Source organism: Microcoleus sp. A2-C3, from assembly GCF_036706065.1.
Lineage (GTDB): Bacteria > Cyanobacteriota > Cyanobacteriia > Cyanobacteriales > Microcoleaceae > Microcoleus.
Map to the genome: position 1 here is coordinate 25699 of NZ_JAUBVX010000027.1, position 15407 is coordinate 41105.

A 15407-nucleotide genomic window follows, 5' to 3' on the forward strand; every position below is an offset into this window, starting at 1 on the left:
GTGAAATGCGATAGCCCGCAACTCCTCCCGATCGCCCACCCTTTTCCCATATCCCAGCAAAACACAACCATTAAAATCATAAAAAACACGAATACGCAACACCGATTAACCATCGCCTTGCACCTCAATAGTATAACTGTAACCTTGTTCAGTCAAAAACAGTTGTCGGTGTCGCGCAAAATCCTCCTCACAAGTTTGTAGCGAGACTAATGTATAAAAACTCGCAGTATGTCCGTCAGATTTCGGGCGGAGAATTCGTCCGAGGCGCTGCGCTTCTTCTTGGCGAGAACCATATTTACCCGATACCTGAATCAACACATCGGCATCGGGTAAATCGACGGCAAAATTGCCCACGCGAGATAGAATTAATCCGGGAATCTCTTTGTGACGGAATGCTTCGTATAGCCGATCGCGCTCAACCTGTTTTGTCTTCCCCGTAATCAGTGGTAATTTGGTAACAAGGGCGATCGCATCCAACTGTTCGAGATACTCACCAATAATTAAAATACGGTGTCCCGCCTCCTTTTGCAACAAACTTTGCACCACATCCAACTTACCCGGATTTTCCGCAGCAATCCGAAACTGACTGCGGCGAGGCGCTAGGGCATATTCCATCTTTTCGGCCTCATTTTGGGCGACACGGATTTCGGTACAATTGGCTGTAGCAATAAATCCCTGTCCTTCCAATTCCCGCCAAGGTACGTCGTAGCGCTTGGGGCCAATTAGCGTGAAAACATCGCCTTCTTTCCCGTCTTCGCGAATCAATGTCGCCGTCAAACCTAACCTGCGTCGCGCTTGTAAGTCGGCGGTAATCCGAAATATCGGTGCGGGTAATAGATGCACTTCATCATAAATAATCAGTCCCCAGGATTGCGCGTTAAATAACTCGAAGTGGGGGAATTCATCATCTTTAGTCGATCGATAACTGAGCATTTGGTACGTCGAGAGAGTTACAGAAGCCGTTTTTTTGCTGTTGCTGCTGTACTCGGCGATCGCATCTTCAGTTAAACTCGTTTTGTCTAATATTTCCCTGCGCCACTGATGCACCGAAGTCAAACTACTGGTGAGAATCAATGTTTTTTGCTGCACCAAACTCATCGCAATCATCCCCACAATCGTCTTACCAGCGCCGCAGGGTAGGACGATCGTACCGCTGCCACCTCTAACCTCTCCGCTCTGATAGAATGCTTCTACTGCTTCCTTTTGATAGGCACGCAAATTAAAGGGTAAGTCGCTTCCTAAAGTGCGATCGCGCAACGTAATTTTCAACTCCGCACCTTCGACATATCCAGCTAAATCTTCCGCCGGATAACCCACAGCTAGCAAAGCTTGTTTGAGTACACCGCGATTCCCCGCATCGACTTGAAAGCAAAGATCCGAAATCCGCTTACCTAACAGCGGTTTTACGCGCTCATCCCGCACTAGCAACTCCGTCAGCGGGCGATCGGCAATCCGCAGTTGTAAATCGGTATTTTCCGCATCAATCCTTTCAATTACCGTCAATCCGTAGCGCGTACCAAGCAGTTGGATTTCCTGCGCTACCGACTCAGGAATGTCATATTTGGCATACTTTCGCAAAGCTGCGATCATCAATTCAACTAACATTCCCGCCGCCCGCGCATTCCACACGCTTAAGGGCGTGATGCGATAGGTGTGGATGTGTTCGGGACTTTTGATTAATTCGGCAAAGGGTGCGATCGCTTCTCGTGCTTTTTGTGCTGTTGGGGCGTGCACTTCTAGTAAAATTGAGCGATCGCTCTGTACGATTAAAGCATTTTCAGCAACATAACTCATAAGTAGAAGGAAGAAGGAAGAAGGAAGAAGGAAGAAGGAAGAAGGAAGAAGGAAGAAGGAAGAGGGAAAAAGGAAGAAGGAAGAGGGAAGAGGGAAGAAGGAAGAGAAATGTTTGGTTTATTTTATCCAGTCTATGTCAAAGGTGCGTCGCGATCGAGATTGTCGATCGCATTTATGGATTTATCGTCAGTGATATCCTTTCCATTTGCATCGGAATAATAATTTTCCTAGAGCGTCCCCGCTCGCGAGTCGCGAGCGCGAGCGGGGACGCTCGCACTGTATAATTCCGATGTAACCGGAAAGAATATGACGCACCCTACAAATACTATCTCTTAAAATTCTTGTGGAGTGGGCATCTTGTCCGCCCCAAGGGGAGCATCTCATTTTTGCAAAAAAATATTTTTTCTTTGAGTGCGAGCGTCCCCGCTCGCGAGGTGTATAATACTCGCGAGCGGGGACAGCACTATAAATGGAAAAATGAGATACTCCCGCCCCAAACATCCAATTCTAATGCCACAACAGCTTATTTATCACTCTGAGGCAAAACATAACCTATTTGGCGCAGGGCGGTGCGAAATTTAGTTTCCTGGCCCAATGGAACCGCTAAAGTGCGATCGCCCGCCAACTGACAGAACTTTTTAGTACGGGAATCATTCGCAATCAGCAATGCTAAATGGGCGGTAGTACATTCGATCAACCTGACACTACCTATATCTTGCACGCTATTCGATCGCTCCATAACATCAGTTAAAAATTGTTGCACAGTTTGCGGTAGCGGTTCAATACTCCTGGCGTCCAAAAACTCTGTAAACTCAGTTAATGGATATCCGTTTTCAATGGCTGCGAAGATTTTTGGGCGATCCAGACGCCACACAACATCCGACACTTTCTTAGTATAGATATCTAGGACGATCGCATCAGATGTCTCCACACCATCTCCCGCCGCAATAATTTCAAGATTCGGTAATACCCGCAGCGTTTGACGGATCTCAATTACTGGCGGAGTATACTTATCCGTCAACTCCAAACAGTAAGCCCCCAAACTCGTCAAGCGAAAATATACTAAGCCATCATAACGACTGAGGAATTCCATATAGTCCGTTCCCCAAAGATTGTCATAATCGCTTGGTATGAGCGCAGGATCGACATATGCAACATCAATGATTCCCAAAGTAGCAGCATACTCAAACAAAAAACACCGCATATATCGTTCTTCCAGAATCGACCAACTATGGCCACCCAATTCTGATAAGTTTCCATACCCAGCTTCACCAATATATAAACAGTACGGTTCCTCTGTTACCTCAAATCTATGACCTGTTGCGACTAGATATTTACTAAAATCATAAAATAGAATCCACTTACCGACAGGACATTCTGCGAGCACAGAGACGATCGCATCTCTGCGCCACGCCACATCCGTCATCCCATTTGCACCCCGGCCAGTTTGTCCTTTGATCGCATCAATGCGGCGAAATTCATCAAAGATTTTGGTCTTTAACCAGCGCTTCCATGCTGTTTGTAAACCTTTGGCGGGTGATTCTTGTAAGGCTTTCAGTCCCGCTTTTGTCAAAACTAGCTTTTTGCCCGATCGTTCCGCGAACTTGCTCCCTTGCGCTATCATTATCCAAGCAAAGGGCTTAATGCTACCGACTTCAGCGAATACTTCATCATCATAGTCGCTATCCTGCGCTAGGGTAATTTGACGCTGTTCCTCATTATAAAAATCACCGCCTTGCAATATAGAGGCGATCGCTTTTACACTTGCAGCACTAGCTAAACCAGTTCTCACGCTAACAGCAACTTTCCCCGACTGAATCAAACGCAAAACAGCAGCTAAATCCTTTGTGGCTGCCAACTGTGTTTCACAAGAAGCCAAGGGAATATCGTATTCTTCTGTATCTTTTTCCCCTGTACTATAGTTGTATTTTCGGACGCTGAGTTTAACATGATTTTTTAATGTTTCACCACTATGATCCAAGGTCGTTTTTTTCGGCTTTGGCACAAATTTTAGCAATGATTTTTCTAAATCGTAAGGAATCTTGCTGCCATAAATAAACAAGCATAGCAGTGATGGTTCTCTGTTAGTTCCATAGCGATCGATTGTTCCAAAATTTGGTGATTCTCCGTATTTCGCCCTAAATATTTCAGGAAAATAATAGCCATCCTCCCCATGTATAACTTCAGCTACAGCCGCTTTTTGGAGATCGTCTAATTGCGTCCACAGTTTCCGAAGGTTATCTCCCAGCAATTGCGATCTAATTCCATCAACAAGATCCGCTTTACGGGTTAATTTACGAGAATCGGGTAATAATGCTTTGAGCTTTTTTAAATCGTCAACAATTATTGCTTCCAGTGCCTGTTGGAGGCTAAGAAGGTTATCTATACTTGGGTAACGCGGCATAATTTTTGGCGATGCGCCCGCTTCAAAAAAAAATTGCAACCCAATTATAACAACTTTATGGGATGCGAAACTTGAATTTTTGTTACAAGATTCAGAATTTTGGTTCAACAGTTACGGTACGATGAACCGGAACTCTGCATAGGTTATTTGTTTGGATTTTTAAGGGAATATTTCTCACCCTAAAATTACCTGGTTCAAGAGTCGTCATCAAGTCCTTCGTAAGTTTTTTACATCTTTACTTTTAATCGTTGGAGGTTGGCTGCTTTCTTCTAGCAAACAAACCCGACATACTTAAACCTGTCACCAGCAAGCCGAGCATTCCCAATCCGTTTAAAATCGGGTAAATTGCTTGCAGGTGAAAAATTTCACCTGTATGAATTTTCAACAATAATCTCGATGAAATTCCTGTGCTAATCGGCCACTCTTTGACAACTGTTGTAGCCATTCCAGTCAACACAGTGAGGGTAATTGGTAAAAAAACAATTATAGCTAGAATGCGATGGTACTTGCGAAATGCTTTTTTCATAACGGTTGAAAATTTAGAAATACTCAGCTTATATAATGAGGTAGCATTGAGTGTTTGTTTCTGAGCAATTACGGCGAACGCCGCACTAGAAACAAACACTCAAATTAGCACTTACATTTTGGACTTAGGAATGCTAGCGATGGTCTTTTCTAGCGACTGCAATTCAACCAGCACTAGGTCTTTGCTGGGCTTGGCTTTTTTGAGTTCGTTTGTTACTTTTTCTGTAGTTTCTTCAACGGTATCGTAGCTTTTAGGTTCCTTAGCTTTGATGCCATCTTCGACTTTCTTCCAGGAAGTTTCAAACTTGTCAAATTCGGTTTTAGCTTTAACGAAATCACCAGTGTCAACTGCTGCTTTGGTATTAGTAACTACACTCATTAACTCTGGATAGCTAGCAGTAGATACTGGTTTCTCAGATCCGGTGGTAGTAGTAGTAGTCGTAGTCGTAGCAGGGGGAACCGCTGAAGGTGGGGTTGACGGAGTGGATGCTTCTTTGTCGCCGCAACCAGCCAAAGCTACAAGGGTGACGGCACTGAGGATAAGGATTGGATTGAAACGAGCCATGAAAACTCCTAAAAAATTAAGACTACAATCTATTGTGTCACAAAACCAGCAGATCGATCGCTCAAACGGCAATTTTTGCAATTAATCGCAGTTAGCAGCCAGCCCAAAAGGATCGCGCTGCTAGCGCTGTCATCTTCGAGACGGCGCGGGAGTTACAGAAACCGAGTTTCGGGAATGAAGGTAATGTGATCGCTGACAGGATTTAACAATCTAAAGGAAACGTCGAAATGTTAGTGTATCGAAACTGACAAAGTGTAACTCGCACCGCCTCGTTCTGTACCGACGACTATCTGATATTTTCCCGTCTGGGGCAATTATTCCGACCAAGTTTTTGCTCCTTCAGTTAAGGCGTTTGTATTCGGATCGATCGCATTAAAAACAGCATTTGCTTCGACTGATTGAATTTCAAGATTCATCCTTTAACTTTGTTTGACACCAATCAAATAAATTATGACTTTGCCGCGCGCTACTCCTCCTTTTACTTCGACTGAGCTAGCACCTCTTTTAAACTTAATCTGCTGCTGTCACTGAACCATTAAAATTGCCGATTGTTCCCGGATTGCTGTGGAGGGGAAAATGCTGGACATAGCCTTGACTGAAGCTGGAAAAATTGCAGAGGCACTTAAGCCGATTATCAAATTATTTAGCTGTTTGAAAGTTTTTGCTGGTTTGTTCATGGGAGTTTCACTCTTAGTATGAAATGGATTTACTTGTACGATTATAGCTAAGCATTCCTGTCTGCGTGCGATCGCCCTTGCAGATAAATTTTAGCTTTCTGTCAACGGCTTTTTCGCCCTCGCCCTCGCCCCAGACTTGATTTGAGTTTCGAGATTTGAGATTAAACCCTAGGATGTGGGATAATTTTGGGCGATCGCAATTTATGCTACTGTACAGTCGCCAGCGAGTGCGGTAAAGTAAAAACACCCAGAACACGCTGTTACAAAAAAATTGTACACTTCCTAATTATCACAAACCAAACGATATGACGCAACAGCCAGCCATTACCTATCGCACCGAAAGCGACTCAATGGGAGACAAACAAATCCCATCTACCGTTTACTACGGCATTCAAACTCTGCGCGCCGTTGAAAATTTTCCAATTAGCGGTATCAAACCTTTATCAACTTACGTCGATGCTTGCGTTTTAATTAAAAAAGCTGCGGCGATAGTCAACGGTAAACTCGGCTGCATTCCTGAAGATATCAGCCAAGCACTGATCCAAGCTGCTGATGAAGTTTTAGCAGGAAATTTGCGCGATCAATTTGTAGTTGATGTTTACCAAGCAGGCGCGGGAACTTCTCACCACATGAATATTAATGAAGTTCTTTCCAATCGCGCTTTGGAAATTATGGGCGATGAAAAAGGCAACTACAAGCGCGTCAGTCCCAACGATCATGTAAACTACGGTCAATCTACCAATGATGTGATTCCGACTGCGATTCGGATCGGCGGATTGTTGGCGTTAGAAAATACTTTGTTTCCGGCTTTGTCGGATGCCGTAGTCGCCCTAGAAAACAAAGCAGAAGAATTCAAAAATATTGTTAAATCCGGCCGCACTCATATGCAAGATGCTGTGCCGGTTCGACTCGGCGACACCTTCGGCGCTTGGGCGCAAATTCTCAGAGAACATACCTTGAGAATTGACAGGGCATCCGATGATTTGACATCCCTGGGACTGGGGGGAAGTGCCGCAGGAACAGGGTTAAATACTCACCCTGAATACTCTCAAAAAGTTGCTGAAATTCTCTCAGAATTAATCGACCACCCCCTAAAACCAGCACCGCATTTAATGGCAGCGATGCAGAGTATGGCACCGTTTGTTAATGTCTCCGGCGCACTGCGAAATCTCGCTCAGGATTGCGTTAAAATGTCCCATGACTTGCGTTTGATGGACTCCGGCCCGAAAACGGGTTTTAAGGAAATTCAACTGCCTCCGGTGCAACCTGGTTCGTCAATTATGCCGGGAAAATACAATCCTGTGATGGCAGAAATGACTTCGATTGTGTGTTTTCAAGTTATGGGTTACGATAGCGCGATCGCCCTTGCCGCCCAAGCTGGACAATTGGAATTGAACGTGATGATGCCCTTAATCGCCTACAATCTGATTCACAGCATCGAAATTTTAGGCAACACCATCAGCGCCCTGACAACCAAATGTCTCGAAAAAATTGAAGCAAAGGGCGATCGATGTCTCGCCTACGCAGAAGGCAGTCTCGCCCTCGTTACCGCCCTCAACACTCACATCGGCTATCTCAACGCTGCCGCCGTCGCCAAAGAATCTCTCGAAACCGGCAAATCTTTGCGGCAAATTGTGCTAGAACGCGGTTTAATGAATGCAGAAGACTTGGCAACAGTTCTAGATTTAGAGAAAATGAGTGCGATGCCAACATCTTCTGCTAACGTATAGGATCTCGCAGGAATCAGCTAGAAACTAGAAGGCTGAACTCGATTTAATTTTGCATTCTGCCTTCTGAGTTCTGCTTAACGGCTGTCACAGGTTACAGTTAAAGAATTCAGAATTCAATCTCTTACATTTAATTCTGAATTTTTTTATAGTCTAAAGTTTGGGAGCAAAATTTATGCGCGCAGGTTCTTTTGGCAAATTAACTCAAGATAAAGAGAACACCACTCAAGTGACATTTCATTATGTGGAAGGTCACACGGAAACCTTTACTATCCCGATGCCTGCACAAGAATTTCAAGAGGAAGTGCTGAATTTATTAAATCAACCTTGGTTGACTTTTCATTTAGTCGATCAAACGGTTTTTATCTGCACTGCCAGGTTGGTGAAAGTGGAAGTTAAACCTGCTATCCCTGAACTGCAAGGCCAAGGAATATTCTCTAACTCGCAGCGAGTTAGTACCATGCAGCGGGCTGCTGTTGGTAGATTGCCGATGAATACTTGAACTTAGTTGATGGTAATTGGTAATTGGTCATGGGTAATTGGTAAGCTGTTTAGCATTTAAATTGGATATTTGGAACGGGTTCGCCTGCCCATTTCACAATATCTTTATTAATTTTTGATGTACAATTTAAACGTAGAACAGCTTAATAGGTAATGGGTAATTGGTAATGGGTAATCACGAAACGAAAAAACATCAATAATCCATTTCTCCTTCCAATGCCCAATGCCCAATGCCCAATGCCCAATGCCCAATGCCCAATGCCCATTACCCATTACCCATTATGTCTGCTGTTAGTTTAATTCGTGCCAATTCATACGATCGCCAAAATCTACTAAAATCTTTAGAAAATTTGCTCGCACCCTTGGGCGGAATGTCGGCTTTTGTCAAATCGGGCGATCGGGTTTTACTCAAACCCAATCTTCTGACAGGTGCTCGCCCTACCAAAGAATGCGTCACCCGGCCAGAATTAGTTTACTGCGTGGCTAAAATGGTCATTGAAGCGGGCGGAAAACCGTTTTTAGGAGACAGTCCAGCTTTTGGTAGCGCGATGGGTGTAGCCAAAGCCAACGGTTATTTACCACTGTTGGCAGAACTCAATTTGCCAGTAGTGGAGTTTCAAGGAAAACGCTACGAAACAGTCAGCCAAGAGTTCAATCATCTCCGACTTTGCAAAGAAGCAATGGAAGCAGATGTCGTGATTAACTTGCCCAAACTCAAATCTCACGTTCAATTAACCGTGACAATGGGCGTAAAAAACTTGTTCGGCTGCGTACCGGGGAAAATGAAGGCTTGGTGGCACATGGAAGCCGGCAAAGATAGCGCCAGATTCGGTCAAATGCTGGTAGAAACGGCCCGAACAATTAACCCAAATCTGACGATTTTAGACGGTATAATCGGTCACGAAGGTAACGGGCCCAGCGGCGGCGAACCTAAGTTTTTAGGAATTTTGGGCGCGTCGAGTGATGTGTTTGCTTTGGATCGAACTTTAGTGGAAATTATTAATGTCGATCCGGCGCTGGTTCCGACTGTAGCTGCGGCGATCAAATTGCGGCTGTGCTCGAATTTGGAGGCGATCGATTTTCCGCTGTTGCACCCGGAAACTCTCAAAGTTTTGGATTGGAAGTTGCCCGAAAGTATGATGCCCATTGACTTTGGGATGCCCCGCGTGATCAAGTCTACTTTCAAAAATTTGTATATCCGCTTCATTAAAGAAAATAACGGAATGTATGTGTTTTTCTGTAAAAAGTGACAAAGCAAGTTGCAACGATCGGGACATTTTTTGGGTAGCGCCTGAAACCCGCATTCTACAGTTTAAATTTTAGCTTCTAAGGAACCTGAAACCCTATTCTACGCTGATTCCTGATTGAAAACTGTCCGAACTATTCATCTTACATCTTAAATGAGTTATCTTAAATAAGATGTTAAGCTCAAAACTATCCCGGAGCAATGTGTTTCTGAAGCCTAATAATTTTAGGCTACTCATCTAATGTGTATTACGATACACAATTTTCAACGACGATAATTGATGCCAGGATTTAAGCTTCAACTTCACTGGTGATCAGTCATCAAGTACCGAAATAAGGAGAACTACAATGCAAACTCAGAATTCCTTAAGTCCTACCGTCGTTTGTCCTATATCGGGACAGAGTATGAAACCCTGGTTATTGATCCCGGGTGATTGGCGAAGACCAACAAATAAAGAGTCATTTCAATTGTACTGGTGTCAAAAATCACAACTTGGATGCCTTAATCCTCTACCAGAACTTAAGCAAATCGAAAGCTTCTACGACATCGACGATTACTATACTCACCATACAGACTTTACCGACTCAAAATCTGCCTCTTCTATTTCCTTCTTCGATAAATTGCGCACCCACCTAGCTTGGCGTTTCGATAGGGGAGTAGATGTCACAACTCAATGGTGGAAACAGCACTTCGGGACTTCTTCTTACGAGATATTAGAAATCGGTTGCGCCAATGGCAAACTGCTGGAAGAATTCAAAGTAGATGGTCACAAGGTCTGGGGAGTAGAACCAGATAGACAAGCTTTGTTTTTCGCCAAGGAACGAAATCTTGATGTATATTATGGCACTGCTGAATCTTTGCCCCCGGAAATCACGTCGAGAAAGTACGACATAATTATTATGAACCACGTACTGGAACATACCCTAGATCCTTTACTGGCACTCCGCAATACTATGGACTTGCTCGTGGACGGTGGCAAATTGGTGATGGAAGTACCAAATAACTCGTGTATGGCGCTAAAAGCATCAGGGATTGCATGGCTCCACCTAGATGTGCCCAGGCATTTGTATTTCTTCACACCCGACAGTTTGCGCGCTATCTGTAAACAGGTGGGATTTGAGGTGATTTCTACTGAGTTTAATGGCTACTATCGCTTATTTACCAACGGTTGGATTGATGATGAAAGAAAAATCTTGAATTTGTTCAATTCAATGGAATTAAAGGGGATTGCTAAGCCCAAAGAAAACAGTAAATTCCAATCTTGGAAGTTACTACTGAAAACATTTCTTGCTCCCGACCACAAAAAATACGATTCAGTCAGAATTGTTGTAAAAAAGCCCTAGTAAGAGCGAAGGAAGGGAAATAAAGCTTTGAGAATTTCTTAGTAACTTGAGAATTTCAGCATCAAGGCTTCGCATTACCTAAGACAGGACTTACGCAGGGTGCATCTCACTTCGACAATTACCAGAAAAAATTGGGCTAAAGCCTCTCCCTTGTAGGGAGAAATTAAAAGTAGACTATTCATTACTCCAATCCTCTTCCTTCCAGGTAGAGGCCGCCCTCAACTGTCAACTGTCAACTGAATGAAGTCTTTTTTGCCTTGGTTCGAGTTTCCCTGCATAGCAAAGCTTCCATAAAGCTATATGAACTCGCACTATTCAAGCAAAACTGAGATGCTCCCCTGACGCACTACCTCTACATACGGTGTGAAAGTAGGAACAATCCCTCTTCAGGAATCGCCCCTATCCCTAGACCTCTTGCGTAAGTCCTGTAAAAGATTTTATTTAGGGCAGCCAGCGAGGGCGGAATCCTTTTAAAGCCAATGCTTGAGGTGATGGAGAATTATTAGATGTCGGTGCATTTTTTAAGTCGATCGCGATCAAGGTTGAAGACTCGATCGCATTTCCGCCCTCTGTTCTCAAATCTCCTGCGACTGGTTCTGATTTTTTGACAACTATCCGGTCTAACAGCAATTCTAACCAGTCGGGTGACAAACTCATTTTTGTCTCCACCTGATCTGGCAAAACGTTTGGTGTCAGGGATAAAATAGCGATGCCGTCTGCTTGGGGATTGGCTAATGTTGCGCTGTCTGGGGCGATCGCATCCAATCTGTCGATCGATCTGTTAAAATAAAATTCTTCTTGTTTACTGGAGAGTAATCGTCAACAAAAACCTACTAACTTTGCTGGGCTGCTCCGGTTCTGTAGCCTTAATGCTCTTAGCAGTAAATCCCGCCAATGCTAGCACCCCAATTTCCCAAAATCGCAGCATTGAGTTCAATCGCGAAATCGCAGCAAATTTAGATATAAATCAAGACGAAAGCCAATCCTCGCTGCCACAAATCAACTCTGATAAAATCGGAACCTCGCCACCATAAAATTAGGCTGCGACTGCACGGGCTGTCGAACCCAAGTCCTCCAAATGATCCAACAAGGACGGTTGATACTTCCTCAGTAACGTAGATAGTAATTTACAAAACAAGCAAAACTGAAGTTACAGAAAACAACCCATTAATTCGTGATTTAAATCGTCACAAGTTTAAAGTCGCCAGTCAAAATAATTAATTATTATTTCTACTTTTGGCTTGTGGCTTTTTATTTGTCAAAACTGACTATTTACAACAGAAGAGAGAAATTTCAACCATACAACACTTCTTCTACAGGTGGCGTAGCGTCTTTGGGGTCGAACTCTTTGAGTTTGAAAGCTTGCAACAAAAACAGCCAGATATAAAGCGGATTCAACAAAACATACCGCTGCCAGAGGCGCCGGGGCTCCTTCACCAGCCGAAACAACCATTCCAAACCTATCTTAGATAAAAACTCAGGAGATTTAGCCAAATTTCCCGCATGAAAATCGTAGGCTGCACCTACAGCAATCAGTGGCATCGATAAGTCGTCCCGGTATTCGTAAGCCCAGACTTCTTGTCGCGGACACCCCAAACCCACAAAAGTAATTGCTGCACCGCTGTTGCGAATTTGCTGGGCAATTTCCTGTTTCTCTTCCGGCGAAACGTGCCTAAATTTAGAAGGCTGAGTTCCCGCAATAATTAACTTGGGATAACGCTGGCAGAGATTGCGAGATAAAGCCTCCAGTACAGAAGCTTTAGAGCCGTACAAATAGATAGATAATCCTTCTTCGGCCGCACGTTCGCAGATTTGTAACATTGCATTTGGCCCGCCAACTCGATCGGGCAATCCCGTATTATAGAGCCAATTTAATGCCCATCTTACGGGTTGACCATCTGGCAATACTAAGTCAATGTGATTGATCCGATAGCGGTGAGTGCTATCAAGCACCCCAGTCATTACCCCATGAACTGCTAGAGCCGAAACAGAAAGTGGTGTTCTGGTGCTGGCTGCCGCCATAATTTTGTTGACAGCAGCTTCATAATTAAGGGCATTTACTAAGATGCCGAGTACATTCTTTTTCCCTAAATCAATCATGGAACACCTCTCTAAGCCAACACTTGCCGTTACAGTCATAAACCTCCTGTGGGATTGGTTTAACATTGTATTCAATCGTGTACCACAATTGCCCGGACATTTTTTTTGTCCAGCTCAATTCTGCGCCCCTTCTTTCAGCCACCGCTCGCGGTTACATTCATAAATCTCCCGTAGGATTTGTTTAACATTATATTTCATTTTCCAGTCAGGATAGTGACTGGCGAATTTTGAATTGTCGCTAATCCACCAAATATGATCGCCAATGCGATTCCCTTCAGCATAAGTCCAATTAAATTTGCGTTCCGCAATTGCCTCGCACATCTGGATGGCTTCTAACATCGAACAGTTGCTGTAGCGGCCTCCTCCTGTATTATAGACTTGCGCGCTTCTGGGAGCTTTATAATATTCATAAAATGCCGAAATTAAATCAGCACTGTGAATGTTGTCGCGGACTTGCTTGCCTTTGTAGCCAAACACGGTGTATGGCGTTCCTGTTACAGCACACTTCATCAAGTAGGCGAGGAATCCGTGCAATTGAGCTCCAGAATGATTGGGCCCAGTCAGACAGCCACCGCGAAAACAAGCCGTGTTCATATTAAAATAACGGCCGTATTCTTGAACTAAAATGTCAGCGGCTACTTTGGAAGCACCAAACAAACTGTGCAGACACTGGTCAATTGACATATCTTCCCGAATGCCGTTTTCGTAAGTGTGACCGGGTTCAATTTCCCACCTATGTTCTAATTCAACTAAAGGTAATCTGTTGGGCGTATCGCCGTATACTTTGTTAGTAGAAGTGAAAATGAAAACGGCTTTGGGACAGTACAAGCGAGTTACTTCTAAAAGATTGAGAGTACCGTTAGCGTTGACGGTAAAGTCTATTTTCGGAGCACGGGAAGCCCAATCGTGACTGGGTTGGGCTGCTGTGTGAATTACTAACTCGATCGACTCGCCGTACCGCTGAAAGATATTGGTAATCGCTTCATAGTCGCGAATGTCCACATCTAAATGGTAATACTTTGTTCCCAGTGATTTTTCTAGTTGTTGGCGGTTCCAATTAGTAGAACCATCAGCACCAAAAAAAAACTGGCGCATATTGTTGTCGATACCAACTATGTCGAAACCTTGTTTGGCAAAGAACTTACAAGCCTCAGACCCAATTAAACCCGCCGCTCCAGTAATGATTGCAACGCTCACATTTCACCGCCTAAAAAATATAGTTTTCTTTGTTTTGCGAGATCTAGGTAAAATCAGAATTTATCCTGATTTTCCTTGAAATACATTTTCGCACAATCCGGCAAAAAAATTACCCTTAAAATCCCAATCATAGATTTCCCTGACACGCTTTTGACCGGCACGACCCAAGCGCGATCGCAATTCACGATCCTGTGCTAAATACACTATAGCTTCTGTTAGACCTTTTACTGCACTTTCCGGATCAGTAGCCTCGACTTTAATGCCAGTTTCAGCAGTTACTTGAGTAGCTGGGCCACCCAAATCCAAACAAATCGTCGGACGGCCAACCCCCATCATTTCCGTGCAGACAAAACCGCCAGAGTCATGCAAACTCGGATGGAGAAGAACGTGAGATTCGCCCATTTTTGAAAGAGTTTCATTGCGCGGTAAAGCTCCCCAAAAATGTACTTTATTTCCCAGTCCCAATTCTGTCACCAAAGTTTCTAAACGCTGTCTTTCTGGACCATCTCCGACAATCCAATATTCCGATTGTTCCAGCTTCGCCTCCGCAAATGCACGGAGTCCCAAATGTACCCCTTTCCAGTGCAATAGACGACCAACACTAATAAATCTAATTGGTAGATCCGGCGGAGTTGGAAATTTTTCGAGTTCCTCAATTTCCCGCTGCGATAAACCGACTTGTGAGAAAATTTTCACATTTTTTGCTTTGAGAAATCGCAGTCTTGCTGCTGTTTCTTCGGTAGTAGCTAGCGCGACGGCACTGCGGCGCGCCGTCAGCCCCACAAACGGATCGCGTTCTCCGACGCTTTGAGCCAATGCTCGCAGCGTTTCGTAAATTTTGCCCCGGCGACTAAAATCTTGCCAAAAAGGCTTTGGTGCTGCCTCTGCGCCCCCGACAGGCCCCCAAATAAAAGGATGTGGTAACAGCGCTAGGAAACTTGGAGACCAATGTTTAACATAAGTTACGTGGTGTACTATGTCAAAACCGATTTCGCGATCGAGCTTTCGAGCGATAAAATAAGCCCAGATTTGCCACAAATAATAGTGAAGTTGCAGCAATCCCTGTTTTCCCTTCCAATCTTCGCTCCACCCAAACGGATCAAAATAAACAAAGTGCAGGTTTGGGACTGGATTGCGTTCTAGTTCTGCTTCAATGTACGATCGACAAAACGTCCGAGTAAATACCCAACTTTCGTGATGTTTAGCAGATTGGATCACAGTATTCCATCCTACTCCCTCTTCAGATCCCAGATTTGGTTCGCAAGCAAAGGCAGATAATAAAATTTTCATCAGTAATTGGTAATTAGTAATTAGTAATCGGGCATCGG

14 protein-coding genes are annotated in these 15407 nt (G+C 44.1%); 5 read left to right on the top strand and 9 right to left on the bottom strand.

Features of this window, described 5'->3' with window-relative positions:
* Positions 1-105 precede the first annotated feature (105 nt).
* From QUB66_RS16170 to QUB66_RS16185, 4 genes are all read right to left on the bottom strand, one after another.
* Positions 106-1794 carry a DNA repair helicase XPB gene (locus QUB66_RS16170; RefSeq protein WP_332968718.1) on the bottom strand — a complete coding sequence of 563 codons (1689 nt, stop codon included), beginning with the start codon at positions 1792-1794 and terminating at the stop codon, positions 106-108.
* Positions 1795-2317: 523 nt separating this feature from the next.
* Positions 2318-4198, bottom strand: a complete 1881-nt coding sequence (locus QUB66_RS16175; RefSeq protein ID WP_265233990.1) for a helicase-associated domain-containing protein — start codon at positions 4196-4198, stop codon at positions 2318-2320.
* Between the two features lie 241 nt (positions 4199-4439).
* On the bottom strand, positions 4440-4724 hold the full coding sequence (locus tag QUB66_RS16180; RefSeq protein WP_265233991.1) for a peptidase: 285 nt from the start codon (positions 4722-4724) through the stop codon (positions 4440-4442).
* A 111-nt stretch (positions 4725-4835) separates the two neighbouring features.
* Positions 4836-5288: a hypothetical protein gene (locus QUB66_RS16185; RefSeq protein ID WP_332968720.1), complete on the bottom strand. Its 453-nt coding sequence runs from the start codon at positions 5286-5288 to the stop codon at positions 4836-4838.
* A 576-nt stretch (positions 5289-5864) separates the two neighbouring features.
* Here QUB66_RS16185 and QUB66_RS16190 point away from each other — a divergent pair.
* From QUB66_RS16190 to QUB66_RS16210, 5 genes are all read left to right on the top strand, one after another.
* Positions 5865-5987 (top strand): hypothetical protein, encoded by a 123-nt coding sequence (locus QUB66_RS16190; RefSeq protein ID WP_265233993.1) that lies wholly within the window; start codon positions 5865-5867, stop codon positions 5985-5987.
* A 283-nt stretch (positions 5988-6270) separates the two neighbouring features.
* Positions 6271-7695, top strand: a complete 1425-nt coding sequence (locus QUB66_RS16195; protein ID WP_332968722.1) for an aspartate ammonia-lyase — start codon at positions 6271-6273, stop codon at positions 7693-7695.
* A 172-nt stretch (positions 7696-7867) separates the two neighbouring features.
* Positions 7868-8194, top strand: coding sequence for a hypothetical protein (locus QUB66_RS16200; protein WP_265233995.1), 327 nt, complete (start codon positions 7868-7870; stop codon positions 8192-8194).
* A gap of 280 nt (positions 8195-8474) precedes the next feature.
* Positions 8475-9443, top strand: a complete 969-nt coding sequence (locus QUB66_RS16205) for a DUF362 domain-containing protein (protein WP_265233996.1) — start codon at positions 8475-8477, stop codon at positions 9441-9443.
* A gap of 463 nt (positions 9444-9906) precedes the next feature.
* Entirely contained in the window at positions 9907-10782 is an 876-nt protein-coding gene (locus tag QUB66_RS16210) for a class I SAM-dependent methyltransferase (protein ID WP_265233997.1), read from the top strand.
* Positions 10783-11223: 441 nt separating this feature from the next.
* On the opposite strand, the gene QUB66_RS16215 is transcribed toward QUB66_RS16210, so the two are convergent.
* The 5 genes from QUB66_RS16215 to QUB66_RS16235 form a co-directional block, all read right to left on the bottom strand.
* A complete protein-coding gene (locus QUB66_RS16215) occupies positions 11224-11547 on the bottom strand; it encodes a hypothetical protein (RefSeq protein ID WP_265233998.1) in 324 nt (107 codons plus the stop codon).
* 37 nt (positions 11548-11584) lie between these two features.
* On the bottom strand, positions 11585-11710 hold the full coding sequence (locus tag QUB66_RS16220) for a hypothetical protein (RefSeq protein ID WP_332971254.1): 126 nt from the start codon (positions 11708-11710) through the stop codon (positions 11585-11587).
* A 365-nt stretch (positions 11711-12075) separates the two neighbouring features.
* Entirely contained in the window at positions 12076-12921 is an 846-nt protein-coding gene (locus QUB66_RS16225) for a WecB/TagA/CpsF family glycosyltransferase (RefSeq protein WP_265233999.1), read from the bottom strand.
* Positions 12922-12996: 75 nt separating this feature from the next.
* Positions 12997-14079, bottom strand: coding sequence for an NAD-dependent epimerase/dehydratase family protein (locus tag QUB66_RS16230; RefSeq protein WP_265234000.1), 1083 nt, complete (start codon positions 14077-14079; stop codon positions 12997-12999).
* Positions 14080-14139: 60 nt separating this feature from the next.
* Entirely contained in the window at positions 14140-15369 is a 1230-nt protein-coding gene (locus QUB66_RS16235; protein ID WP_265234001.1) for a glycosyltransferase family 4 protein, read from the bottom strand.
* Between the last annotated feature and the right edge of the window lie 38 nt (positions 15370-15407).